This is a genomic window from Catenulispora yoronensis (assembly GCF_039531695.1).
In the GTDB taxonomy this organism is placed as follows: domain Bacteria; phylum Actinomycetota; class Actinomycetes; order Streptomycetales; family Catenulisporaceae; genus Catenulispora; species Catenulispora yoronensis.
The window spans coordinates 100,564-123,971 of the sequence record NZ_BAAAQN010000035.1 but is presented as its reverse complement, the minus strand read 5'-3'; the positions used below and the strand labels follow the sequence as shown (position 1 = coordinate 123,971).

Annotated in this window: 19 protein-coding genes; 11 read left to right on the top strand and 8 right to left on the bottom strand. The window is 70.6% G+C overall.

The window, feature by feature from the left end; genetic code table 11:
• The 3 genes from ABD481_RS26405 to ABD481_RS26395 all read right to left on the bottom strand — a co-directional run.
• Nucleotides 1-716, bottom strand: a 716-nt coding sequence (locus tag ABD481_RS26405; protein WP_425559291.1) for a DUF2079 domain-containing protein, incomplete at its 3' end; no start/stop codon positions are given.
• 249 nt (nt 717-965) lie between these two features.
• A complete protein-coding gene (locus ABD481_RS26400) occupies nt 966-1,949 on the bottom strand; it encodes a GlxA family transcriptional regulator (RefSeq protein ID WP_344668446.1) in 984 nt (327 codons plus the stop codon).
• A gap of 100 nt (nt 1,950-2,049) precedes the next feature.
• Nucleotides 2,050-3,165 carry an alpha/beta fold hydrolase gene (locus tag ABD481_RS26395; RefSeq protein WP_344668445.1) on the bottom strand — a complete coding sequence of 372 codons (1,116 nt, stop codon included), beginning with the start codon at nt 3,163-3,165 and terminating at the stop codon, nt 2,050-2,052.
• A 92-nt stretch (nt 3,166-3,257) separates the two neighbouring features.
• Between ABD481_RS26395 and hisC the strand changes: the two genes are divergently transcribed.
• Nucleotides 3,258-4,331, top strand: coding sequence for a histidinol-phosphate transaminase (gene hisC, locus ABD481_RS26390; protein ID WP_344668444.1), 1,074 nt, complete (start codon nt 3,258-3,260; stop codon nt 4,329-4,331).
• Nucleotides 4,332-4,525: 194 nt separating this feature from the next.
• Here the strand turns inward: hisC and ABD481_RS26385 are convergent, their stop codons facing one another.
• Nucleotides 4,526-6,142: a multicopper oxidase family protein gene (locus ABD481_RS26385; RefSeq protein WP_344668443.1), complete on the bottom strand. Its 1,617-nt coding sequence runs from the start codon at nt 6,140-6,142 to the stop codon at nt 4,526-4,528.
• Nucleotides 6,139-6,528, bottom strand: coding sequence for a hypothetical protein (locus ABD481_RS26380; protein WP_344668442.1), 390 nt, complete (start codon nt 6,526-6,528; stop codon nt 6,139-6,141). The genes ABD481_RS26385 and ABD481_RS26380 overlap by 4 nt, the downstream gene beginning before the upstream one ends.
• Nucleotides 6,529-6,700: 172 nt before the next feature.
• Between ABD481_RS26380 and ABD481_RS26375 the strand changes: the two genes are divergently transcribed.
• From ABD481_RS26375 to ABD481_RS26355, 5 genes are all read left to right on the top strand, one after another.
• Nucleotides 6,701-7,237 (top strand): DUF501 domain-containing protein, encoded by a 537-nt coding sequence (locus ABD481_RS26375; RefSeq protein WP_344668441.1) that lies wholly within the window; start codon nt 6,701-6,703, stop codon nt 7,235-7,237.
• Between the two features lie 95 nt (nt 7,238-7,332).
• Nucleotides 7,333-8,286: a Ppx/GppA phosphatase family protein gene (locus tag ABD481_RS26370; RefSeq protein WP_344668454.1), complete on the top strand. Its 954-nt coding sequence runs from the start codon at nt 7,333-7,335 to the stop codon at nt 8,284-8,286.
• A gap of 504 nt (nt 8,287-8,790) precedes the next feature.
• Nucleotides 8,791-10,128, top strand: coding sequence for an NAD(P)/FAD-dependent oxidoreductase (locus tag ABD481_RS26365; protein ID WP_344668440.1), 1,338 nt, complete (start codon nt 8,791-8,793; stop codon nt 10,126-10,128).
• A 153-nt stretch (nt 10,129-10,281) separates the two neighbouring features.
• The gene (locus tag ABD481_RS26360) at nt 10,282-11,025 is read left to right on the top strand and encodes an alpha/beta hydrolase (RefSeq protein WP_344668439.1); all 744 of its coding nucleotides are present in this window, start codon (nt 10,282-10,284) and stop codon (nt 11,023-11,025) included.
• A 77-nt stretch (nt 11,026-11,102) separates the two neighbouring features.
• Entirely contained in the window at nt 11,103-12,374 is a 1,272-nt protein-coding gene (locus tag ABD481_RS26355) for a class I SAM-dependent methyltransferase (RefSeq protein WP_344668438.1), read from the top strand.
• A gap of 81 nt (nt 12,375-12,455) precedes the next feature.
• On the opposite strand, the gene ABD481_RS26350 is transcribed toward ABD481_RS26355, so the two are convergent.
• Nucleotides 12,456-13,718: a PP2C family protein-serine/threonine phosphatase gene (locus tag ABD481_RS26350; RefSeq protein WP_344668437.1), complete on the bottom strand. Its 1,263-nt coding sequence runs from the start codon at nt 13,716-13,718 to the stop codon at nt 12,456-12,458.
• Nucleotides 13,719-13,933: 215 nt separating this feature from the next.
• Between ABD481_RS26350 and ABD481_RS26345 the strand changes: the two genes are divergently transcribed.
• Complete coding sequence (locus ABD481_RS26345) at nt 13,934-17,290, top strand: HAMP domain-containing protein (protein WP_344668436.1); 3,357 nt, start codon at nt 13,934-13,936, stop codon at nt 17,288-17,290.
• Entirely contained in the window at nt 17,287-17,904 is a 618-nt protein-coding gene (locus ABD481_RS26340; RefSeq protein ID WP_344668435.1) for a response regulator, read from the top strand. Before ABD481_RS26345 ends, ABD481_RS26340 begins: the two co-directional genes overlap by 4 nt.
• Nucleotides 17,905-17,944: 40 nt before the next feature.
• Here the strand turns inward: ABD481_RS26340 and ABD481_RS26335 are convergent, their stop codons facing one another.
• Together ABD481_RS26335 and ABD481_RS26330 are read right to left on the bottom strand one after the other, a co-directional pair.
• Nucleotides 17,945-18,856 (bottom strand): EamA family transporter, encoded by a 912-nt coding sequence (locus tag ABD481_RS26335; RefSeq protein WP_344668453.1) that lies wholly within the window; start codon nt 18,854-18,856, stop codon nt 17,945-17,947.
• 57 nt (nt 18,857-18,913) lie between these two features.
• Entirely contained in the window at nt 18,914-20,071 is a 1,158-nt protein-coding gene (locus ABD481_RS26330) for a LacI family DNA-binding transcriptional regulator (RefSeq protein ID WP_344668434.1), read from the bottom strand.
• A 121-nt stretch (nt 20,072-20,192) separates the two neighbouring features.
• Between ABD481_RS26330 and ABD481_RS26325 the strand changes: the two genes are divergently transcribed.
• The 3 genes from ABD481_RS26325 to ABD481_RS26315 are packed head-to-tail and all read left to right on the top strand — an operon-like array spanning nt 20,193 to nt 23,286.
• A complete protein-coding gene (locus ABD481_RS26325) occupies nt 20,193-21,359 on the top strand; it encodes a Gfo/Idh/MocA family protein (RefSeq protein ID WP_344668433.1) in 1,167 nt (388 codons plus the stop codon).
• A gap of 5 nt (nt 21,360-21,364) precedes the next feature.
• The gene (locus ABD481_RS26320) at nt 21,365-22,459 is read left to right on the top strand and encodes a dihydrodipicolinate synthase family protein (RefSeq protein WP_344668432.1); all 1,095 of its coding nucleotides are present in this window, start codon (nt 21,365-21,367) and stop codon (nt 22,457-22,459) included.
• Nucleotides 22,456-23,286, top strand: a complete 831-nt coding sequence (locus tag ABD481_RS26315; RefSeq protein WP_344668431.1) for a sugar phosphate isomerase/epimerase family protein — start codon at nt 22,456-22,458, stop codon at nt 23,284-23,286. Before ABD481_RS26320 ends, ABD481_RS26315 begins: the two co-directional genes overlap by 4 nt.
• Nucleotides 23,287-23,408 lie beyond the last annotated feature (122 nt).

Sequence of the window (23,408 nt, the reverse complement as noted above, 5' to 3'; positions counted from 1 at the left end):
CCCCCCAAACCCCCCCCCCCCCCCCCACCCCCACTCGAACCATCGAGCAACGCCCAGTAGACAAAATCCCCAGCCGGATTAAACGCCGGCAGAACCACCAAAACCGTCACCACAGTCCCCACCACACCAGCCACAGCAACAGCAAAACCAAGCTTCCGATCCCCCCGCCACGCAATCACCAACCCAACCACCGCCACCGTAAGCCCGAAATCATCCTTGACGAACAACAACGGCAACGCCCAACAAGCAGCAGCCCGCAGCCTGCCACCCCCAAGAGCCGCCAATGACCACGCCAACAACGGTGCAGCAAACGCCACTTCATGAAAGTCAAAACCAACTGCACTAGCAACCCCCCAAGACAGCCCATAGCACGCCCCGATCACAAGACCAGGACCAACCCCCAAACGCCGACACGCCCAAAGAGCCAACGGCGGCACACTCACCGCAACAAGCGCCGCCTGCGCCACAAGCAACGTCACCGGCGTACGCCAAACCGCATAGAACGGCGCCAGCAAAGCCAAAACAGGCGAGAAATGGTCGCCAAGCAACGGAAAATCCGGCGCCCTCAACTCGGAGACAGGCAGGTGCCCATCCGCATACGACCGAACCGCTTGTTCGAAAATACCCAAATCATAAGCATTGGAAAGCATCCGCTGATGGATCCTGACAGAAAGCAGGGTGTAGAGCACGAACAACGCGCCCGTCAAGACCCACACCCACACCCACCCCGTACCACCACCACCACGAGCAGCCGGTGTCTGCGCCGCCTGCGCATCCCACCCTTCAGCGCCGCTTTGACGTCGCGGACGGCTTACACGACTTACCCTGCCGCCGATGAGGTCTGTCTGCATCGCCCAACCATCCAGCCACCAGGTCGCCGATCCTGGCATCAACACGCTCTCGAACTGGAAGGTCGACTGGAAGGCCGATTAGAACATCGATCGGAAGGCCGACTGAAACGTCGATCACCGCCCAACAACCACCCCCCGCCTAAAATGCCTCCGATACTCCCCAGGCGTAACCCTCACAGCCCGATTAAACGTACGATGCATAGTCTCCACCGTCCCAAACCCACAACTCCTCGCAATCCGCTCCAACCCCTCCCCAGTACTCTCCAACAACCGCCGCGCAGCCTCCACCCGCACAGCCTCCACATACGCAGCCACCGTCATCCCCGTCTCCGCCCGAAAAACCCGCGAAAAGTGCCGCTCACTCAGCGCCGCCCTCCGCGCCAACGCCGGCAAACTCAAATCATCATCCAGATGATCCGCGATCCACCCCTGCACCTCCCGCAAGCTGTCCCGCCCCGGCCGCTGCGCAGCAAGCTGCGTACTGAACTGCGACTGCCCCCCGGACCGCTGCACGAACACCACCAGCTGCTTCGCGATCCGCCGCGCCGCCTCGGCCCCGAAGTCGTCCTCGACAAGCGCCATCGCGAGATCAAGCCCGGCCGTGACCCCCGCCGAAGTCCAATACGGATCACTCCGAATGAAAATCGGATCCGTCTCCACCTGAACCTTCGGGAACCCCCTCGCCAGCTCCTCGCACGCACTCCAGTGCGTAGCCACGCGCCGCCCGTCCAACAACCCGGTCGCGGCCAACAACAACGCCCCCGAACACACCGACGTCACCCGCCGCGCACCAGCCGCCATCCCGCGAACCCAGTCGACGTATACCGCATCCCGCATCACCTCGCGCACGCCCTTGCCGCCCACCACCACCAACGTGTCGACCGGCAACTCCGCAGCCTCGGCCATGGTCCGATGCGGCACCACCGCCAACCCGTCCGTCGCCACCACCGCCTCAGCAGTGACCGCGACGACCTCGGTCTCGTAACGACGCCGATCAAGCCGGAACAGACTGTCCGCCTGAGCGAAAACCTCCAGCGGACACGTCAGATCGAGCATCTGAAAGCCCGGAAACACCAGGAAGACCACGCGGCGGCTCATACCTCAAGCCTCGCCGCTCCCACGCCATGGCCGCAACGACAACAAGCTGACGTTTCCGGCCTTCCCCCCCCATCAATCACCCCCATCAATCACCCCCCCATCACCCACCCCCACCCCCACCCAGAATCGCCCCCACAACAGCCATCCCAACCTCAGTACACCCAATAACCGAATGACTAGGAATAAACGCACTAGCCTCCAAATTCGTCACACTCCCCCCAGCAAACGCATACCTCCCCCCACCCTGCCCCATCATCCCCATCCAAACCGCCTCCGGCGTACTCAAAGCCCCATTAGCCCCCAAAGCCCCGAACTTGTCATGCTTCCCCCCAATAGGCCCCAACGCCGAATCCGCCTGATCCGCCAACCGCGAAGCCAGCGCATAAGCAATCCCCAGCACCTCGTCATGCCGCGAATACGTCACCACCACCGGCCCCCGCACCCGCCCCCCGACCAGCGCCGGCCGGAACATCCCGTCATGAACCCCGTCCCACCGCCGCGCGAACCCGTAATGCGACAGCGCCCCCTGAATGAGCGTCGCCGAAGCAACCGGCAACGGATCAGCCGTAGCCACCGCCGAAGCCATCACCCGCGCACCGAAACTGTGCCCCGCCAAGTGCAGCCGCAGATCCGGCCGCGCCGCCCGGGCTGCGCTCAACACCCGCGCCAGCCCCCGCCCCACCGCCGCGGACCGGGCCTTCATCGTGTAGTACGTCGCGAGGTTCAAAACACTCGAAACCCCGTCCTCGACCGGCCCGAACCGCTCCAACAGCGCCCCCGGGTCCAGCCCGAAGAACATCTCCTGCTGATCCCCGGGATCGGCCCAGGACGGCGCCGCGGGCGCCGCGACCAGGTCAGCCCCGACCTGCGCCCGCACCCCCTGCACAAAAGCCTCGGCCGCCTGCCCGCTCGGGTCGGCGGCGATGTTCGCGGCGACGGCCGGCGCCGCGTCGTACTGCTTGGCCGGCCACAGCACGCCGAGCACCGCCAGCCCGGCCGGCGCACCCCCGCACCGGGCCATCGCGGCCGTGAGTCCGTCGTAGAGGTTCCGGGCCGCGGGCGGATCGTTGTTCCACCCATGGGCCAGGACAAGAAGGTCGGTCACGTCCGCGCCCAGCGCCAGGGCGGGGGCGGAGGTGCTCTGCGCGGGGTCCGTGGTCGAACCGTCGGCGCCGAACGACAACTCGGCGTAGGCGAAGCCATTCAACGTGGTCACAGGTCAAATGTCCCGCTTGGCCATGGTCCGCGCATAGCCCCTAAAAGGTTAATCTGAGAGCGTCCCCCTCCCAGCAAGGAGATGTGTGAGCCGTGGCCGACGACGTCCAGACCGCCCCCAAGCTCCGTGAAGCGCTGCGCGGCATCCCCGCCTACCGCCCGGGCAAGATTCCGGACGCTTCCGCGTTCAAGCTGTCCTCGAACGAGAACCCCTACCCGCCCCTGCCCGGCGTTCTGGAGAAGGTCCAGCAGAGCTGCGAGAACTTCAACCGCTACCCGGACATGGGCGTGTCGCTCCTGAGCGCCGAGATCGCGGAGCGGTTCGGGGTCCCGGTCGAGCACGTGGCCACCGGCACCGGCTCGGTGGGGGTGGCGCAGCAGCTGCTGCAGGCCACGTCGGGGCCGGCCGACGAGGTGATCTACGCCTGGCGCAGCTTCGAGGCGTACCCGATCATCACGCAGATCTCCGGGGCGACGTCGATCAAGGTGCCGCTGACCGCGGACGAGCGGCACGACCTGGACGCGATGGCCGACGCGGTCACCGAGCGGACCCGGCTGATCTTCGTGTGCAACCCCAACAACCCGACCGGGGCCGCGATCACCAAGGACGAGCTGGTCCGCTTCCTGGACCGGGTGCCCGGCGACGTGCTGGTGGTGATCGACGAGGCGTACAAGGAGTTCGTGCGCGACCCCGAGGTGCCGGACGGCGTGGAGCTCTACCGCGACCGCCCGAACGTGGCGGTCCTGCGGACGTTCTCCAAGGCCTACGGCCTGGCCGGCCTGCGAGTCGGGTTCGCGATCGCGCACGAGCCGGTCGCCGACGCGCTGCGCGCCACCGCCGTGCCGTTCGGCGTGAACTCGCTGGCGCAGGTGGCCGCGGTGGAGTCGCTGCGGGCCGAGGAAGCACTGCTGGAGCGCTGCGAGGCGCTGGTGCAGGAGCGCACCCGGGTGCTGGCGGCGCTGCGCGAGCAGGGCTGGACCGTGCCGAGCAGCGAGGCCAACTTCGTGTGGCTGCGCCTGGGGGAGCGGACCGTGGACTTCGCGGCCAAGGCCGAGGCGGCCGGCGTCGTGGTGCGGCCGTTCGCCGGCGAGGGCGCGCGGATCACGATCGGCGAGGTCGAGGCCAACGACATCTTCCTGCGGGTGGCCGCGGAGTTCGCCGACTAGGCCCGCTCCCGCTGCACGAGCGCTGTACGAGCACTGTACGAGCGCCGCACCCGCGCTCCACGAAACGCTGTCCGATCGCTCCACGAAACGGGCACCCGCGCGTCCCCGCGGGTGCCCGTTCCCTTTTCCGGCGCCGCGCCCTCCGATGCCGCGCTCTCCGACACCGCACCTTCCGACGCCGCGCCCGGAAAACCTCACACGACCTGGAAAGCCGCCATCATCGCCATGTCCTCGTGCTCAAGGTTGTGGCAGTGCGCGACATACCGGCCCCGATACGCGTCGAACCGGACAGCCAGCGTGATCTCCGAGCCGGGGGACAGCTCGACGGTGTCCTTCCAGCCCTCGTCGTAGTCGCCGCTGCCGGAGGCGCGCTTCACCACCTGGAAGTGCGCCCCGTGCAGGTGGACCGGATGCCGCTCGACGCTGGTCACCGTCCACTCCTCGACCTTGCCGAACTCGGCCTTCAGCAGCGGCTTGGCCGGGTCGAACGACTTGCCGTTGACCTGCCACTGGTCGCCCTTGAGCGCGAACACCAGGCGCCGCTTCGCGCCGTCGACGACCAGCTTCTCGATGCTCGACAGCTTCGCCGGGACGCTGGAGTCGTCGGCGGCCTGCGACGTCACCTTGAACTGCATCACCTGCGCCGTGCCCCCGTCGCCGGCGCTGTTCTTCAACGTCACGGTCGAGCCGACCGGGTACTTGGAGAAGTCCACGACCACGTCGAAGCGCTCGGCGGGGGAGATGTGCAGAGACTTGTGGGTGACCGGGGCGGCCAGCAGCCCGCCGTCCGAGCCGATCTGGATGAACTCGCCACCGCCCGACCCACTGCCGGACCCACCGCCCGACCCACCAGCCGGCCCGTCCAGCTTGAGCTCGTAGCGCCGCGCGTTGGAGGCGTTGACCAGCCGCAGCCGGTACTTCACCGCGGCCACCTCCAAGAACGGCCACGGAGCACCGTTGACCAGGATCACATCGCCCTGCGCGCCGGCCTTGATCGACCCCTTCATACCCGGCTTGCCCAACAGCGTCGGGTCGTCGACCGGATAAAGCAGCTGACCATCGGCGTCGAAGGCCCGATCGGTGATCAGCAGCGGGATCTCCCGCTCGCCCTTGGGCAACGGCAGCTTGTCCTCCTCGTCGTCGCGCACGACGCAGAGCCCGAACAGGCCCTTCCACACCTGCGCGCCGGTGAAGTCCATGCGGTGGTCGTGGTACCAGAGCGTGGCGGCGCGCTGCTTCAACGGGAACACGTAGTCGCGCTCGACCGCGGTCGCGTGGGCCAGCGGGTCGTGCATCGACGGCATCCCGCCCATCCCGGGCATGGCCGCGGCCTTGGCCGGATCGACCATGTCGGCCAGCGCCTTCGGGTAGACGAGGTCGGTGGGGAAGCCGTCGTCGCTGGGCGGGGTCAGGCCACCGTGCAGGTGCGTGACGATCGGCACCGGCAGCTGGTTCGTCTGGTGCACGACCATCGGAGTGCCGGCCCGGACGTCCAGGTACGGCCCCGGGAAGGTGCCTTCGTAGCCGAAGATCTTCGTCCGGTACCCGGGCAGGATCTCGACCTCGGCCTGCCGCAGCGTCATGGCGTAGTGCACGCCCTGCGCGTCGGTCGCGGACGGCGCCAGCGGCTTCAGGACCGGCAGCGGGACGGTGAACGGCTGCGGCAGCTTGGCCTTGCTCTCCAGGGTGCCGGGGTTCAAGCCGTCGTTGCCGGGCTTGGCGCAGCCGGCCAGCGTCGGCGCCAGGACCGCGGCCAGCCCCGCGCCGCCGGCCAGCCTCAGCGCGCCGCGGCGGGACAGCCGGACGGTCATTCCCCCGCCTCCGCCACCGGCCGGACGGCCGCCACGGCCTGCGGCCGCATCACCAGCGGCATGAAGGTGGCGATCCCGCCCATCATGATCACGCCGAGCGGGATGTGCAGCCACATCAGGTGGCTGAAGCCGGCGATCATCTGCACCATCTCGGCGACGAGCAGCCCGGCCGCGGTGGTGAACACGGCGCGGGGCACCAGCCCCCGGCGCCAGACCGGGAACGCCAGGATCGTCATGACCAGGCACAGCGTGGCCAGGATCATGCCGTTGGTGGCGTGCGAGTCGATCGCCGTGTCCTGGCCGGACAGGAAGAACCCGGCCAGGATCGGTTGTGCCAGAAAGGAGAGCGCGTGGAGAACCGCCACCACGCGCAGAGCCGGAAGCATCGTTACGTCCCCCTCGACGTCTTCGTCTTCGTCTTGGTCTTCGTCTATGACGGCACGATGCTGGCACAGCAAGTTGATCTACGCGTCCCACATGAGGAGTCAGGAGCCGTACTCCGCCGGAAGTAGCTCCTGGGGGCGCCGCCGGGCGATCGGCCGTAGTCTGGTCGGAATCATGACGAACGACTCCGCCACCCCCGACGCCGACCCGACCCCGGTGGACCAGCGCGACCTGGCCGCCGTCGAGGCCCAGCTGAGCCGTACGCCCCGGGGCGTACGCCGGGTCGCCCACCGCTGCCCCTGCGGCAACCCGGACGTGGTGGAGACCGCGCCCCGCCTGCCGGACGGCGCCCCGTTCCCGACACTGTTCTATCTGACCTGCCCCAAGGCGGCGTCCGCGATCGGCACTCTGGAGGCCTCCGGGCTGATGAAGGAGATGACCGAGCGGCTCAGGACCGATCCCGACCTGGCCGCCGCCTACCAGGCCGCCGACGCGGACTACCGCGCCCGCCGCGACGCGATCGAGGTGCTGGAGGGCTTCCCCACCGCCGGCGGCATGCCGGACCGGGTGAAGTGCCTGCACGTGCTGGCCGGGCACGCCCTGGCCGCCGGGCCCGGCGTGAACCCGCTCGGCGACGAGACCCTGGCCCTGCTCCCCGAGTGGTGGAAGTCGGGCCCCTGTGTGGAACCCGGTGCCGAACCCGGCGCCTGACGGACCGGTGCCCGGCGGACCGCGCACCACGGACACGCACCACGGACCACGGACACGGACTACGGACCTATGGACGACCTGACCCTATGGACGACATGACCAAGCGCGTGGCCGCCATCGACTGCGGCACCAACTCCATCAGACTGCTGATCGCGGACGTCCACCCCCGCACCGGCAAGGCCGACGACGTGGTCCGCGAGATGCGCATCGTGCGCCTCGGCGAGGGCGTGGACGCCACTGGCCGGCTGGCCCCGGCCGCCCTGGAGCGGACCTTCAACGCCTGCCTGGAGTACCAGGAGCTGATCGAGCGCAACAGCGGCGGCACCCCCATCCCGCTGCGCTTCGTGGCCACCAGCGCCACCCGCGACGCCGAGAACCGGCAGGAGTTCACCGACGGCGTCAAGGCCATCCTCGGCGTCGAGCCGTACGTGGCGACCGGCGACGAGGAGGCCAGGTTCTCGTTCAGCGGCGCCACCGCCGAGCTCCCCCACGACCGCCACGACCCGCCCTACCTCGTCATCGACATCGGCGGCGGCTCCACGGAGTTCGTCCTCGGCGACGCCGACGGCGTCATCGCGGCGCGCAGCGTCGACATGGGCTGCGTGCGGATGTACGAGCGGCACCTGAAAAGCGAGGGCGCCGCGACCCAGGCCCAGATCAAGGCGGCGCGGGCGGACATCGAGAAGCTGATCGACCGGGCCGCCGAGGCGGTGCCGCTGGAGGACGCGCGCACGCTCGTCGGGCTGGCCGGGACGGTCACCACGCTGGGCGCGCTGGCGCTGGACCTGGACGAGTACGACTCCGAGCAGATCCACCTGTCGCACATGACGCTGGGGCGGGTGCGCGACCTCACCGAGCGACTGCTCGGCATGACGCCGGAGGAGCGCAAGGCGGTGCCGGTGATCCACCCCGGGCGGGCCGACGTGATCGGCGCCGGGGCGCTGGTGCTGCTGGCGATCATGGAGCGGGTGGCGCCCAGCCTGACCGCCCCGGAGGCCGTGGTCAGCGAGCGGGACATCCTGGACGGGATCGCGGCGAGCATCGCCTGAGCACGGGTTCCGGAGCACGGTTCCGGATCACGGGTTCCGGACGGGTTCGGGCCGGGTTCCGGGCAGATTCCAGCGCACAGGCCTCACGCGATGGCCGCACGCAAGGCCCGCGCACGTGAAACCGGCGTTAAGAAGTCGGCATGAAAGGTGCCGGGACCGGGAACACCGGTCCCGGCACGTCCGTTCTCAAGGAACCCGCACCTCGTCCCGCCGCCCGCTCGTCCCGCCCGCCGCACCACCCTCTACACTGTGTAGAAAGTCATCTTCTACGCGTTGTCGAATCGGTCTCATTACCTGACACTCTGTCGCGAAAGCTGTAATGTTCCTCACAGTGTGAGCACCGTCACGCGCACATCCAGTGTCAAACACTCCCATAACTCCCCCCGCACATCGCCTGTTTCCCCACGTCACACCGGGCACTGCGAAAACGTCTCTACGCTTGAGAAGTAAGCAGAGGAGCGTCGAACAGGCGGCCTTGGACTAGGCGGCGGAGGCGAGCATCAAGTGGGCAAGACGAACGGGAACGGCAAGGCGATCCCCCGGATTCTGATCGTTGGCGGCGGTTACGTCGGGATGTACACGGCGCACCGCATTCTCAAGAAGCTCGGCAAGGACGAGGCACTGGTCACGGTCGTGGACCCGCGCTCGTACATGACCTACCAGCCGTTCCTGCCCGAGGCGGCGGCCGGCTCCCTGTCCCCGCGCCACGTGGTGGTCCCGCTGCGCCGGGTGCTGAAGCGCGCGGAGGTGCTCACCGCGCGGGTCACCGACATCGACCACGAGCGCAAGGTGGCCGCGATCGAGCCGATCGCCGGCGACCCCTACGAGATCGAGTTCGACCAGCTGGTCATCGCCGTCGGGTCGATCGCCCGCACGCTGCCGATCCCCGGCCTGGCCGAGCACGGCATCGGCTTCAAGCAGATCGAAGAGGCCATAGCGCTGCGCAACCACGTGCTGGGCCAGATGGACATCGCCGCCACCACCAAGGACGAGAAGGTGCGGCGCCGCGCGCTGACCTTCGTCTTCGTCGGCGGCGGCTTCGCCGGCATCGAGGCCATCGCCGAGCTCGAGGACATGGCCCGCGACGCCTGCAAGATCTACCCGAACATCCGGCCCGAGGACATGCGCTGGCTGATGGTCGAGGGCTCCGGGCGGATCCTGCCCGAGGTCCGGCCGGCGCTGGGCGAGTACACCGTCCGCGAGCTGGAGAAGCGCGGCATCCAGGTCAAGCTGAACACCTTCCTGGAGTCCTGCGTCAACCGCCGCGTGCAGCTGTCCGACGGCACCAAGCTGGTGGCCTCCACCATCGTCTGGACCGCCGGTGTCAAGCCGAACCCGGTGGTGCAGCGCTTCGGCGTCCCGCTGGGCGAGCGCGGCCACGTGATGGCCGACCCGACCCTGCAGGTCGAGGGCTTCGACTACGTCTGGAGCGCCGGCGACGGCGCCCAGGTCCCGGACCTGGCCAACCCCGGCAAGTTCTGCTCCCCCTCCGCGCAGCACGCCGTGCGCCAGGCCAAGCAGCTCGCCGACAACGTGGTGGCCCGCGTCCGCGGCTTCGAGCCCCGCGAGTACAAGCACAAGCACGTCGGCTCCGTGGCCTCCCTGGGCCTGCACAAGGGCGTCGCCGACGTCTACAACGTCCGCCTGCGCGGCTGGCCGGCGTGGTTCATGCACCGCACGTACCACATGAGCCGCGTCCCCACCTTCAACCGCAAGATCCGCGTCATCGCCGACTGGACCCTGGCGCTGTTCTTCCGCCGCGAGGCCGTCGGCCTGGGCTCCATCGAGCGCCCGCGCGACGAGTTCGCCGAGGCGGCCGGGGACCTGCGCAAGGCCGCGTGACGACGACGCGGTGACGCTAATGACTCGGTGACGTCGCGCGGTCGTGCGACGCACGTCTGAACCAGGGCCGGGGCCCGTCGGAGGATCGCCTCCGACGGGCCCCGGTCGTTTCACGTCATGCACCATCCCCGCGCCAGCGGTACATTCGCAGGCGTGAGCAGGGAAATCGAGCCCCGTCTCGACCCGCCGGTCCGCCCCGTTCCGGGGGTCGTGGCCGGCGTCGTGCTGTTGACGCACGGCGGGAAAGAGCGTTCGCACCAGCCGCCGCGGCTGCGGGGCGGGCCGGTGCAGCGGGTGCGGATGATCGCGCGGGCGGTCGGGCCGCGGCTGGCGGGGCAGGGCATCGCCGTGCACACCATGAGTTTCCGGTACCAGGGTTGGAACGGCGACGAGCGGGCACCCGTGCCCGATGTGCGATGGGCCGTGGAAGTGCTCGGGCGCCGGTACGGCGAGGTGCCCGTGGTGCTGGCCGGGCATTCGCTCGGGGGACGAGCCGTGGTCAACGCCGCGGACGCGCCCGGGGTGGTCGGCGTGCTCGGACTGGCGCCGTGGCTGCCGGCCGACGAGCCCACCGCGCAGCTCGCCGGGCGGCGGCTGCTGCTGGCGCACGGGACCAAGGACCGCGTCACCTCGCCCCGGTCGTCGTTCGCGTTCGCGGTGCGGGCCCGCGCGGACGGGCACCGGGTGGCGCGGATCGTGCTGCCCGGCTCCGGTCACACGCTGCTGGCCCGGGCCCGGGATTGGAACCGGCTGGTTCTGGCGTTCACCTCCACGTGCCTCGCCGACGCCGCCGTCCCGTCCCCGCGCTATGCGGACGTCATCGCCGACGCCTTCCGGGCCGACGCCCCCGACGGGTTGCAGCGGGTCCTGATCTCGGACGGACGAGTCCGCACCTAGACGTGACATAGCGGTGCGAAGTGCGTGTTAAGTTACCAAAGCGTTCAGTGCCCACGACCTGAGCTCGGAGCGGAGACATGAACCAGCCGCCCATCCTGCTGATCGACGCCGACCGCTGGCCGGATCTGGCGCGGATCCCGGACCATCCGGTGCGGGCGCGGATCGCGCGCCGACTGTTCACCCATGCCCTCAAGGACGTCCCGGTCACCGTGGTCGCGCCCAACGGCCTGGCGCTGGCCGGGGCCGGGGTGCCCGGCGGCGGCGGACCGGTGCTGCGGGTGCGCCGGCCCAAGGAGTTCCTGAACCGGCTGGGCGCCGACGGCCTGATCGGCTTCGGCGAGGCCTATCAGACCGGCGCCTGGGACACCGAGAACGGCGACGAGCTGGCCGCGCTGCTCACCGAGCTGGCGACCCGGCTGGAGGACCTGGTCCCCAGGCCGCTGCACCGGCTACGCCGGATCCAGATCCGGCACCTGCCCGGCGAGCAGCGGCCCGACCGGACCGGCGCCCGCAGCAACGCGCACGCGCACTACGACCTGTCCAACGACATGTTCGAGCTGTTCCTGGACCCGTCGATGACCTACTCCTCAGGGTTGTTCGACCCGGTCGCCGACGCCGACGGGCCCGGCGACCTGCACGCCGCGCAGCTGCGCAAGATCGACGCCGTCCTGGACGCCGCGGGCGTGCGCAAGGGCACCCGGCTGCTGGAGATCGGCTCCGGCTGGGGCTCGCTGGCCATCAAGGCGGCCGGCGAGCGCGGCGCCACCGTGCTCAGCCTGACCCTGTCCGAGGAGCAGCAGGAGCTGGCCCGGCGCCGGGTGGCCGCGGCCGGACTGGCCGACCGGGTCGAGATCCGGCTGGCCGACTACCGCGAACCGACCGGGGAGCAGCTGTTCGACGCGGTGGCGTCGGTGGAGATGATCGAGGCCGTCGGCCGCCGGTTCCTGCCGGACTACTTCCAGGCCATCGAGGCGAACCTGGCCCCGGGCGGCCGGGTGGCGATCCAGGCCATCACCATGGCCCACCACCGGATGCTGGCGACGCAGGACTCGTACTCCTGGATGCACAAGTACGTCTTCCCCGGCGGCCTGATCCCCTCGGTCGCCGAGACCGACAGCGCGGCCGCCACCGCGGGCCTGCGCCTGGTGGCCCGCCGCGATTTCGGCCCGGACTACGCCCGTACCCTGCGCGCCTGGCGGCACCGCTTCGAGGACAACTGGCCGCGGGTCGCGGCCCTGGGCTTCGACGAGGTCTTCCGCCGCACCTGGCGCTTCTATCTCGCGTACTGCGAAGCCGGGTTCGCCTCCGGCTACCTCGGGGTCTCGCAGCTCACCTACGTCCGCCGCTAGCCGCCAGCAACCAGCCACCAGCCACCAGCCACGGCAGCCGCCCCCTCCGTACGCACCGGGAGGGGCGGCACCACCCCCGCCTCACCCCCGCGAGGCCCGCAACGCCAGCAGCGCCAAGTCGTCCCGCGTCCCGGAGGACCCGAAGTCGACCACCGCCTGCCGCACCCGCGCCACCACGCCCGCCGCCGTCATCCCGGAGCACCCGGCCAGCGCCGCGGCCACGCCCTCGTCGCCCAGCATCCGGCGGCCGTTGCGCCGCTCGCTGGCGCCGTCGGTGTAGACCAGCAGCACCTCGCCGGCGGCCAGTTCCACGTCCTCGGCGTACAGCGCGGGCTCGGGCAGCACCCCGAGCAGCGCCTGCGGGTTCGCGGCCGCGCGCACCGTGCCGTCCTGCCGCAGGATCAGCGGCAGCGGGTGCCCGGCGCAGACCAGCACCAGCTGTGCCGAGCCGTCCGGGCGCGGCTCCACCTCGCCGTACAGCAGGGTGATGAAACGCCCGGCGTCGCCGGCGAGTTCGCCCTCCTCCAGCACCGCCTGGTTCAGCCGCTCCACCACCGACACCGGCGAGCGGCCCTCGCGGGCCAGCAGCCGCAGCGAGTGCCGGGCCAGCCCGGTCAGCGCCGCCGCCTCCGGGCCGGTGCCGCACACGTCGCCGACCGCGAAGCCCCACACCTTCGGGGTGATCGGGAAGACGTCGTAGAAGTCGCCGCCGACGTGCACGCCGTCGCTGTTGGAGGCGGCCTCGTAGACCACGCCGGTGTCGAGCCCGTCGATCCGCGGCAGCGACGGCGGCAGCAGCGAGCGTTGCAGGCCCCGGACGATCTCCAGCTGCTCGGCGTAGAGCCGGGCGTTGTCCAGCGCCGCCGCGATCCGCGCGGCCAGGTCCAGCGCCAGGGTCACGGTGGCGCCGGTGAAACCGCCCTTGGCCGGGCCGCCAAGCACCAGGGTGCCGAGCGCGACGCCGCGGGCCGTCAGCGGGATCGGCAGCGCCTGGCCGTACGGCGAGCGCACCGGGACCGGCCGGTCGCCGGGCCCCGGGTGCTCGGCGGCGGCCGGCGGCCGCCAGTCGGCCAGCGCCGCGGCCAGCGGGTCCAGACGGCGCTCCTCGCGGTGCCAGACATGCTCCGCGGGCGCCGACACCGACACGTTTGAGTGATCCTCGGCTGGATACAGTGCCACCCAGTCGGCCAAGCCGGGCACGATGAGCTGGGCGGCCAGCGCCGCGAGCCGACGCCGGTCCAGAGTCCCGGCCAGCAGTTCGCCGGCCTGGGAAAGCAAGGTGAGCCGGACCGCTTCTTCGGGGCGGCCCCGGGGAACAGGAGTACGGGGGCTGGGGGAGGACATCGCTTCGAGCGTAACCCGCCCCGCGGCTCCCGGGCGGGCTAATCGTATGGTTCATCCGTTTCCGCCCGACCGATCGGGCCCGATCTGCGACACTGGCACAGACCGAGAGAACACCGGGCGGCCGATGCCGCACGTCGGGTGGCTCCGCGAGCACCGAGAGCCACCCGCGTCACGCAGCAGATGCCCTGGCCGCCGACGCGCAAGGAGGCGCGGCGATGACACTGCAACCGGACGTCAGGTCGGACCCGGAGCTGGACCGCCAGCTGGGGGCGATCCTGGAGGTGGCGCAGGCGGTGGCCCGCGGCGACCTGTCCAGGAAGATCGCGTTGCCCGGGGACGTCGGCGGCCCGGTGCGCGAACTGGCCGAGACCATCGACGCGATGGTGGGCCAGCTGTCCGGCTTCGCCTCGGAGGTGATCCGGGTGGCCCGCGAACTGGGTACCGAGGGCCGGCTCGGCGGGCAGGCCACGGTGCCGCACGCCGAGGGGATCTGGCGTGACATCACCGATTCGGTGAACTCCGCGGCCCGCAATCTGACCGCCCAGGTCCGTGACATAGCGGGCGTCACCACCGCGGTCGCGCAGGGCGACCTGACCCAGAAGATCACCGTCGAGGTGGCCGGGGAGATGCTGGAGCTGAAGGACACTATCAACACGATGGTGGACCAGCTCTCGGGGTTCGCCGACGAGGTCACCCGGGTGTCGCTGGAGGTGGGCACCGAGGGCCGGCTCGGCGGCCAGGCCCGGGTGCCGGGCGTCGCGGGCACCTGGAAGGACCTCACCGACTCGGTGAACTCCATGGCCGACAATCTGACCACGCAGGTGCGCAACATCGCGCAGGTGGCGACCGCGGTGGCCTCCGGCGACCTGACGCAGACCATCACCGTGGACGCGCGCGGGGAGATCCTGGAACTCAAGACCACGCTGAACAAGATGGTGGACCGGCTCGGCACCTTCGCCGACGAGGTGACCCGGGTGGCGCGCGAGGTGGGCACCGAGGGCAAGCTCGGCGGCCAGGCCACGGTGCGCGGCGTGGCCGGCACCTGGAAGGACCTGACCGACAACGTCAACGCCATGGCCAACAACCTGACCGGCCAGGTGCGCAACATCGCGCAGGTGACCACCGCGGTGGCCAACGGCGACCTGAACAAGCGGATCGACGTCGACGCGCGCGGGGAGATCCTGGAGCTGAAGACCACGATCAACACCATGGTGGCGCGGCTGTCGGCGTTCGCCTCCGAGGTGACCCGGGTGGCCCGGGAGGTCGGGATCGAGGGCAAACTGGGCGGCCAGGCCACGGTCGAGGACGTCTCCGGGACCTGGCAGCGGCTCACCGAGTCGGTGAACGAGCTGGCCGGGAACCTCACCACGCAGGTGCGCGCGATCGCCGAGGTGGCCACCGCGGTCACCAGCGGCGACCTGACCCGGCTGATCACGGTCGAGGCCAAGGGCGAGGTCGCGGACCTGAAGAACAACATCAACCAGATGATCGGCAACCTGCGCGAGACCACCCGGCGCAACGACCAGCAGGACTGGCTGAACACCAACCTGGCCCGGATGAGCGGCCTGATGCAGGGCCAGCGGGACCTGGACGCGGTGGCCGCGATGATCATGAGCGAGCTGACCCCGCTGGTGAACGCCCAGTACGGGGCCTTCTACCTGGCCCGCAAGGAGGCCGGCAGCAAGGTGCTGACCCTGGTCGCGGCCTACGGCGCGGACCGGGAGTCCCCCGGGCTGTCCCCGGGCTTCCGGCTGGGCCAGGGCCTGGTCGGCCAGGCCGCGGTGGAGCGCAAGCCGATCATGATCCAGCACGCGCCCTCGGACTACATCCGGATCTCCTCCGGGCTGGGCTCGGCACCGCCGTCGTCGATCGCGGTGCTGCCGGTGCTGTTCGAGAACGAGGTGATGGCGGTCATCGAGCTGGCCAGCTTCCACACCTTCGACGAGGTGCACCGGGCGCTGCTGGAGTCGCTGATGGAGATGGTCGGCGTCACCGTCAACACCATCACGGCCAACACCCGCACCGAGGAGCTGCTCGGCGAGTCCCGGCGGCTGGCCGACGAGCTGAAGGCGCGCACCGACGAGCTCCAGATGCAGCAGAAGGAGCTGCGCCGCTCCAACGCCGAGCTGGAGGAGAAGGCCGAGCTGCTGGCCCGGCAGAACCAGGACATCGAGGTCAAGAACTCCGAGATCGAGCAGGCCCGGCAGGAGCTGGAGGAGCGGGCCGACCAGCTCACGATGTCCTCCCGCTACAAGTCCGAGTTCCTGGCGAACATGTCGCACGAGCTGCGCACCCCGTTGAACAGCCTGCTGATCCTGGCCCGGCTGATGTCCGACAACGCCGAGGGCAACCTGACCGAGCGCCAGGTGGACTACGCCGAGACCATCCACGGCGCGGGCAGCGACCTGCTCCAGCTGATCAACGACATCCTGGACCTGAGCAAGATCGAGGCCGGGCGGATGGACGTGCAGCCGGCCCGGATAGCGGTCAGCCAGCTGGTGGACTACGTCGAGGCGACCTTCCGGCCGCAGACCGAGCAGAAGGGCCTGGAGCTGCGGGTCCGGGTGGCGCCGTCGGTGCCGGCCCGGCTGTTCACCGACGAGCAGCGGCTGCAGCAGGTGCTGCGCAACCTGCTGTCGAACTCGGTGAAGTTCACCGAGACCGGGCATGTGGAGCTGGTCGTGGACACCGTCGACGACGTGGTGCTCGGCGGTCCGGAGGACAGCAACGAGGTGGTGCTGGAGCGCGCGGTGTCCTTCGCGGTCTCCGACACCGGCATCGGCATCGTCGACGACAAGATCCAGACCGTGTTCGAGGCCTTCCAGCAGGAGGACGGGACCACCTCGCGCCGCTACGGCGGCACGGGCCTGGGGCTGTCCATCAGCCGGGAGATCGCCAAGCTGCTCGACGGCGGGATCCGGGCCGAGAGCCGGCGCGGCCGCGGCTCGACCTTCACGCTGTTCCTGCCGCGCGCGGTGGGACCGGACAGCGCCGGCGGGCCGTCCGGCACGATCCCGGAGCCGGCGCCGACCCTGCCGCTGATCCCGGACCAGCAGGCGCCCTCGGACCAGTACCTGCCGGGCATGGCGAACCTCTACACCGCCACCGCGGACGTGTCCTTCGACGGCGAGAAGATCCTGATCGTGGACGACGACATCCGCAACGTCTTCGCCCTCACCTCCGTCCTGGAGCAGCACGGCTGCGCGGTGCTGAACGCCGAGAACGGCCGGGCCGGCCTGGAGGCCCTGGAACGCGCCGACGACGTGGCGCTGGTCCTGATGGACGTGATGATGCCGGAGATGGACGGCTACGCCACGATGGCGGCGATCCGCGAGATCGACCGCTACAAGAACCTGCCGATCATCGCCCTGACCGCCAAGGCGATGCGCGGCGACCGCGAGAAGTCGATCGAGGCCGGCGCGTCGGACTACGTCACCAAACCGGTCGACACCCCGCACCTGCTGGCCGTCATGCGCGGCTGGCTCGACGCCGACTCCGGCGTCCAGAACCCGGTCCAGGGCGGCCCGGCCCAGAACACGATCCAGCGCACCCCCGGAGGATCCGCCGCGTGAACGACGCGCACCGCACCCCGGCCACCGGCAGCGACATCAAGATCCTGCTGGTCGACGACCGCCCGGAGAACCTGCTGGCACTGGAGTCCATCCTGGCCTCCCTCGGCCACGAGCTGGTCACCGCCGCCTCCGGCGAACAGGCCCTGCGCGCCGTCCTGCGCGAGGACTTCGCCGTCATCCTCCTGGACGTCCGCATGCCGGGCATGGACGGCTTCGAGGTGGCGGCCCACATCCGCCTGCGCGAACGCTCGCGCGACACCCCGATCATCTTCCTCACCGCCGCCGGCGACGGACCGCACCAGACCCTGCGCGGCTACGCGGCCGGGGCCGCCGACTACCTGACGAAGCCCTTCGACCCCTGGGTGCTGCGCGCGAAGGTCGGCGTCTTCGCCGAGCTGCACCGCAAGAACCGCCAGCTGAAGGAACAGGCCGAGATGCTCCGCGAAGCCGCCGGCGTGACGCCGCGGATGCTCGACGAGCTGTCGAACCGCCTCGGCGCGATCGAGGGCACGCTGGCGCTGCTGATCGAGCAGAGCGGGCGGGAGGGGCCGGTCGGGCGGCTGGAGCGGCGGGTGGTGCACATGCGGACGGCCTTGGACGCGGTGCGGATCTGAGACGGCGCCCGCGCTGCCTACGGCCTGCGCCGCCTACGGCCTACGCCGCCTCAAGGATCAGGATCCCGCCGGCGATCGTCACGGCCGCGAGAATCCGGTACCGCCCGAACGGTTCGCGCAGGAACACCGAGCCGAGTGCCGCGCCGAAGATCACGCTGGTCTCGCGCAGCGCCGACACGGCGGCGAGGGCTCCCCGGGTCTGGGCCCACAGCACCAGGCCGTAAGCCAGCAACGACAAGGCGCCGGCGACGACGCCGCGCACCAGGTCGGCGCGGCCCAGTCCGGTCAGCGCCGCCCGGACCGCACCCCCTTCGGGCCGGGTCGCCCGGCCGCGGCGAGCGATGACCAGCACGCACGCGGTGGTCATCATGATGCTCTCCGCGAGCATCATCCAGGCCGTGTATCCCGTCGCGGTACCGGAATGCCGGACGGCGACGCCGTCGGTGACCGTGTAGACCGCGATGGAGAGACCGGTCATCACCGCCCAGAACATCGCCTTGCCCTGGGTGCGCTTGGGCCGGCCGGCCGAGAAGACCAAGGTGGCCAGTCCCCCGCAGACCACGGCGATACCGACCGTCTGATGGCGCGACAGCGGGTCGCCGAGCGCGGTGGCGAAGCCCGCCACCACGACCGGGGACAGGCCGCGGGCCAGGGGGTAGACCTGGTTGAAGTCGCCGATCTCGAAGGTCTTGATCAGCATCAGGAAGTACCCGACGTGGAGCGCCGCCGACACCAGGAGCAGGAGCCAGGACGAGCGGTCCGGGACCGCGGTGAAGAAGGTCGCCGCCCCGGCGATCACGCCGCCGGACACCGTCATCAGCAGCGAGCCGGTGAGCTTGTCCGGGACGAACTTCAGGATGGCGTTCCAGGTCGCGTGCAGCAGAGCGGCGGTCAGCACCACGGGGACGAGGATCGCGGGCGCGCCGGCCGAGGCAGCCGCCGCCGTGAGCACGTTCAACTGACTTCCCACCCCTGTTATACGCCATGAATACGTGTGCTGTGATTCGTCTCAGGACACTGCCGGACCGGTACTCCCGCGCACAATCAATTCAGTCGGGCTCTTAATGATCCGGCGGCGTTGTCCGGCGGCATCGTCGGTCGCGGATCCGTCTCCGGCGACGTCGGGGGCGCTGGAAGCACCATCGGCGCCGGCGCTCTCAGAACCGCCGTCATCGTCCGGCGAATCCGCCTCCACCACCATCCGCATCGCCTGCTCCCCCATGCCCTCGGTGTCCACCCGCACCGTGGTCAAGGCCGGCGTCAGATCCGCACAGATCGCCAGATCGTCGAACCCCACCACGCTCACCTCGTCCGGGACCCGCCGTCCCGCCTCCCGCAGCGCGGCCAGCGCGCCGACGGCCATCAGGTCGCTCAGCGCGAACACCGCCGTGATCTCCGGATGCTGTTCCAGGAGCCGCCGAGTGGCCCGGTAGCCGCCGTCGCGTGTGAAGTCGCCCTGCTGCGCGATGACGTGCGCGTCGTCGGCGCTCTCCATCAGGCCCGCGCTGAACCCCTCCAGCCGCTCGGCGACGGTCACCAGCCCGGCCGGACCGGTCACCACCCCGATCTCCCGGTGCCCCAGCCCGGCCAGGTGCAGGGCGGCCGCGCGGCCGCCCTCGACGTTCTCCGGCAGCAGCGCGTCGATCTCCGGGCCCTGATCCCCGATCGAGACCACGCGCCCGCCCCCGAGCACGTAGTCCACCAGCCGCTCGCGCAGCGCGGCGGCCGCGGCGGCCTCCACCGGCGGCGAACCCGCCACCAGGATCGCGCGCGCCCGCTGGGCGTCCAGCCGCGCGATGTAGTCCAGCTCCAAGTCGGCGTCGCGGTAGGTGTTGGCGACCATCACCAGCAGGTCCCGCTCCCGCGCCACCCGCATGGCGCCGGCCGCGATCGCCGAGAAGTACGGGTCGTTCACGTCGTGCACCAGCAGCCCCACCAGCGAGGTGGTGGCCCGGGCCAGCGCCTGCGCCGGGCCGTGCGAGACGTAGCGCAGCCGGCTGGCGACCTCCTTGACGTGCGCGCTCAGCTCCGGATTCACGGTGCGCGTGCTGCCATTAAGCACCCGCGAGGCGGTGGCCAGCGAGACGCCCGCGGCGTCGGCCACCTGCTGCAGGGTGGCGCCGCCGCGGCGGGGCGCGGGGGAGGGTGTTGACCGGTGCGTGGGCACGCTCGTAACCTATCGCCTCAAGGGGATGCGGGAAAGCGCTTTCCAATCGCGGCGCGGTCCCAGGGTGGTCACAGATTCACGCAGCCGCGCCGTTCGCAGACGCGCAGATCAGGGAGCAGTGATGGCACACGGACGCGAGACCGTCGGCATAGCCATGAACGGCGTGACCGGCCGGATGGGCTACCGGCAGCACCTGCTGCGGTCCATCCTGGCCGTCCGCGAGCAGGGCGGCCTGGCGCTGCCCGACGGCCGCACGGTCTGGCCCGAGCCGGTCCTGGTGGGCCGCGACGCGGAGAAGATCTCGGCGCTGGCCGCGCGGCACGGCCTGGAGCGCTGGACCACCTCGCTGGACGAGGCCCTGGCCGACCCGTCGGTCGCGGTCTACTTCGACGCGCAGGTCACCCCGGCCCGCGTCCCGGCGCTCACCAAGGCCATCGAGGCCGGCAAGCACATCTACACCGAGAAGCCGACCGCCGAGACCCTGGAGGAGGCGATCGGGCTGGCCCGCCTGGCCGACGCCGCCGGGATCAAGCACGGCGTGGTCCAGGACAAGCTGTTCCTGCCGGGCCTGCTGAAGCTGAAGCGCCTGGTCGACTCCGGGTTCTTCGGCCGGATCCTGTCGGTGCGCGGCGAATTCGGCTACTGGGTCTTCGAAGGCGACTGGCAGCCGGCGCAGCGGCCGTCGTGGAACTACCGCGCCGAGGACGGCGGCGGGATCATCCTCGACATGTTCCCGCACTGGCGCTACGTGCTGGATCACGTGATCGCGCCGGTGCGCAGCGTCTACGCCGAGGCCCGCACCGACATCCCGACCCGCTGGGACGAGCAGGGCCGCGAGTACCGGGCCACCGCCGACGACGCCGCGTACGCCATCTTCGAGCTCGAAGGCGGCGTCGTCGCCTCGCTGAACTCCTCCTGGACCACCCGGGTCAACCGCGAGGAGCTGGTCGAGTTCCAGATCGACGGCACCCACGGCAGCGCGGTCGCGGGCCTGCGCACCTGCAAGGCCCAGCACCGGACCGCCACGCCGAAGCCGGTGTGGAACCCCGACATCCCGGCCACCGAGGACTTCCTCGCGCAGTGGCAGGAGGTCCCGGACAACGCCGTCCTGGACAACGGATTCAAGGTCCAGTGGGAGATGTTCCTGGCTCACCTGGTCGCCGACGGCCCGTACCACCACGACCTGTGGGCCGGCGCCCGCGGCGTGCAGCTGGCCGAGCTCGGCGTCCAGTCCTGGCGCGAGGGCCGCAAGATCGCCGTGCCCGAGCTCGGCCCGGCCAGGGCGTGACCGCCGTGCGCACTGCGAACCCGGGATCCCGCTTCACCGCGCGCGTCGTCTACGCCGCCGCGCACGTCGTCGCGGATCCCGACGCGGACAACGGCCCGGGGCGCCCCGCGATCCTGGACTGGGATGCCACGCTGCGCTTCCGCGAGCACCTGTGGTCGCTCGGCTTCGGGATCGCGGACGCGATGGACACCGCGCAGCGCGGCATGGGCCTGGACTGGCCGGCCACGCAGGAGCTGATCCGCCGGAGCGGTGCGGCCGCTCGGGCCGTGGACGCCGCGGACGTGCCGTCGCTGCTGGCCTGCGGCGCGGGCACCGACCAGCTCGCCGCCGGAGCGCGGCCGTTGGCGGCCGTCCGGGCCGCGTACGAGGAGCAGCTCGGCGTCGTCGAAGCCGCCGGAGCCCGCGTCATTCTGATGGCCAGCCGGGCTTTGGCCGCGTCCGCCCGATCGGCGGAGGACTACCTGGAGGTCTACGGCTCGCTGCTGGCGCAGTCCTCGAATCCCGTGATCCTGCACTGGCTGGGCGACATGTTCGACCCGGCGCTGGCCGGCTACTGGGGCTCGCGGGACATCCCGACGGCCACCGCGACGGTCCTGGAGCTCATCAACGCGCACCCGGACAAGGTCGACGGCATCAAGGTCTCGCTGTTGAAGGCCGAGTACGAGATCGATCTGCGCCGCCGGCTGCCCGAAGGCGTCCGCCTCTACACCGGCGACGACTTCAACTACCCGGAACTGATCAAGGGTGACGAACTCGGCCACTCCGACGCGCTGCTCGGTATCTTCGACGGCATCGCCCGTCCGGCGTCCCAGGCCCTGCACGCGCTGGACGAGGGCGATCTGGAGACCTACGACCGGCTGATGACGCCGACCATCGCGCTGTCGCGGCACATCTTCGAGACGCCGACCTTCCACTACAAGGCCGGTCTGGTCTTCCTGGCCTACCTGAACGGGCACCAGGACCACTTCCGGATGGTCGGCGGCCTGGAGACCGCACGCGACGCCGCGCACCTGACCGAGCTCTACCGGCTCGCACGGGTCGCGGGGGTCGTCGACGACGCGGACCTGGCCGAGGCCCGCTTCCAGGCCGTGGTCGCGTGAAGCTCTCGCTGAACCAGGCCACGGTGAAGCGCCTGACGCTCGCCGAAGCCGCCGACGGCTGCGTGCGCCACGAGATTCCGGCCATCGGCCTGTGGCGCGACCGCGTCCAGGAGGTCGGGATCGAGGCGGCGGCGCGGATCATCCGGGAATCAGGGCTGGAAGTCACCAGCTTGTGCCGAGGCGGCTTCCTGACCGCCGGCACCGCCGGAGAGCGCGCGGCAGCCTTGGCGGACAACCGGCAGGCGGTGCTGGAGGCGGCCGGGATCGGCACGGACGTGCTGGTCCTGGTGGTCGGCGGCCTGCCCGCCGGCTCGCGCGACCTGCTGGGCGCCCGGGCCGCCGTCGCGGACGGCGTCGCCGCGCTCGCGCCGTTCGCCGCCGAGCACGGCGTGAAGCTGGCCATCGAGCCGCTGCACCCGATGTTCTGCGCGGACCGCGCGGTGGTCTCCACCCTCGGGCAGGCGCTGGACATCGCCGAGGAGTTCCCGGCCGAGCAGGTAGGCGTCGTGGTGGACACCTATCACGTGTGGTGGGATCCGCAGTTGGAGGAATCGATCGCGCGCGCGGGCCGGGGCAACCGGATCCACTCCTACCAGGAGTGCGACTGGATCCTGCCGCTGCCCGCCGACGTCCTGCTCGGGCGAGGGCACGTCGGCGACGGCCACATCGACTTCACGCGGATGCGGCAGCTGGTGACGGACGCCGGCTGGCGCGGCTACGCCGAGGTCGAGATCTTCAACCAGGAGATCTGGGACGCGGACGGCGACCGGACCATCGCCACTGTCCGCGCCCGGCATGAGGCCGTCTCGGCCGCGTCAGGGCTCTGACGGTCGATCGGGTCGGCGGCCGGTGGTTCGCGACGGTGCGCGACGGTGCGCGACGGTCGGCGCCTATCCGATCGCGCACGCAGCCGACCGCCCTCCTGCCGGATGATTAGGGGAAACGCGCC

Bases quoted from the DNA above. Each gene is read 5' to 3' on its own strand.
- ABD481_RS26400 (WP_344668446.1), bottom strand. From the start codon at position 1,949: ATGAGCCGCCGCGTGGTCTTCCTGGTGTTTCCGGGCTTTCAGATGCTC.
- ABD481_RS26385 (WP_344668443.1), bottom strand. From the start codon at position 6,142: ATGACCGTCCGGCTGTCCCGCCGCGGCGCGCTGAGGCTGGCCGGCGGC.
- ABD481_RS26380 (WP_344668442.1), bottom strand. From the start codon at position 6,528: ATGCTTCCGGCTCTGCGCGTGGTGGCGGTTCTCCACGCGCTCTCCTTT.
- ABD481_RS26375 (WP_344668441.1), top strand. From the start codon at position 6,701: ATGACGAACGACTCCGCCACCCCCGACGCCGACCCGACCCCGGTGGAC.
- ABD481_RS26370 (WP_344668454.1), top strand. From the start codon at position 7,333: ATGACCAAGCGCGTGGCCGCCATCGACTGCGGCACCAACTCCATCAGA.
- ABD481_RS26355 (WP_344668438.1), top strand. From the start codon at position 11,103: ATGAACCAGCCGCCCATCCTGCTGATCGACGCCGACCGCTGGCCGGAT.
- ABD481_RS26350 (WP_344668437.1), bottom strand. From the start codon at position 13,718: ATGTCCTCCCCCAGCCCCCGTACTCCTGTTCCCCGGGGCCGCCCCGAA.
- ABD481_RS26345 (WP_344668436.1), top strand. From the start codon at position 13,934: ATGACACTGCAACCGGACGTCAGGTCGGACCCGGAGCTGGACCGCCAG.
- ABD481_RS26325 (WP_344668433.1), top strand. From the start codon at position 20,193: ATGGCACACGGACGCGAGACCGTCGGCATAGCCATGAACGGCGTGACC.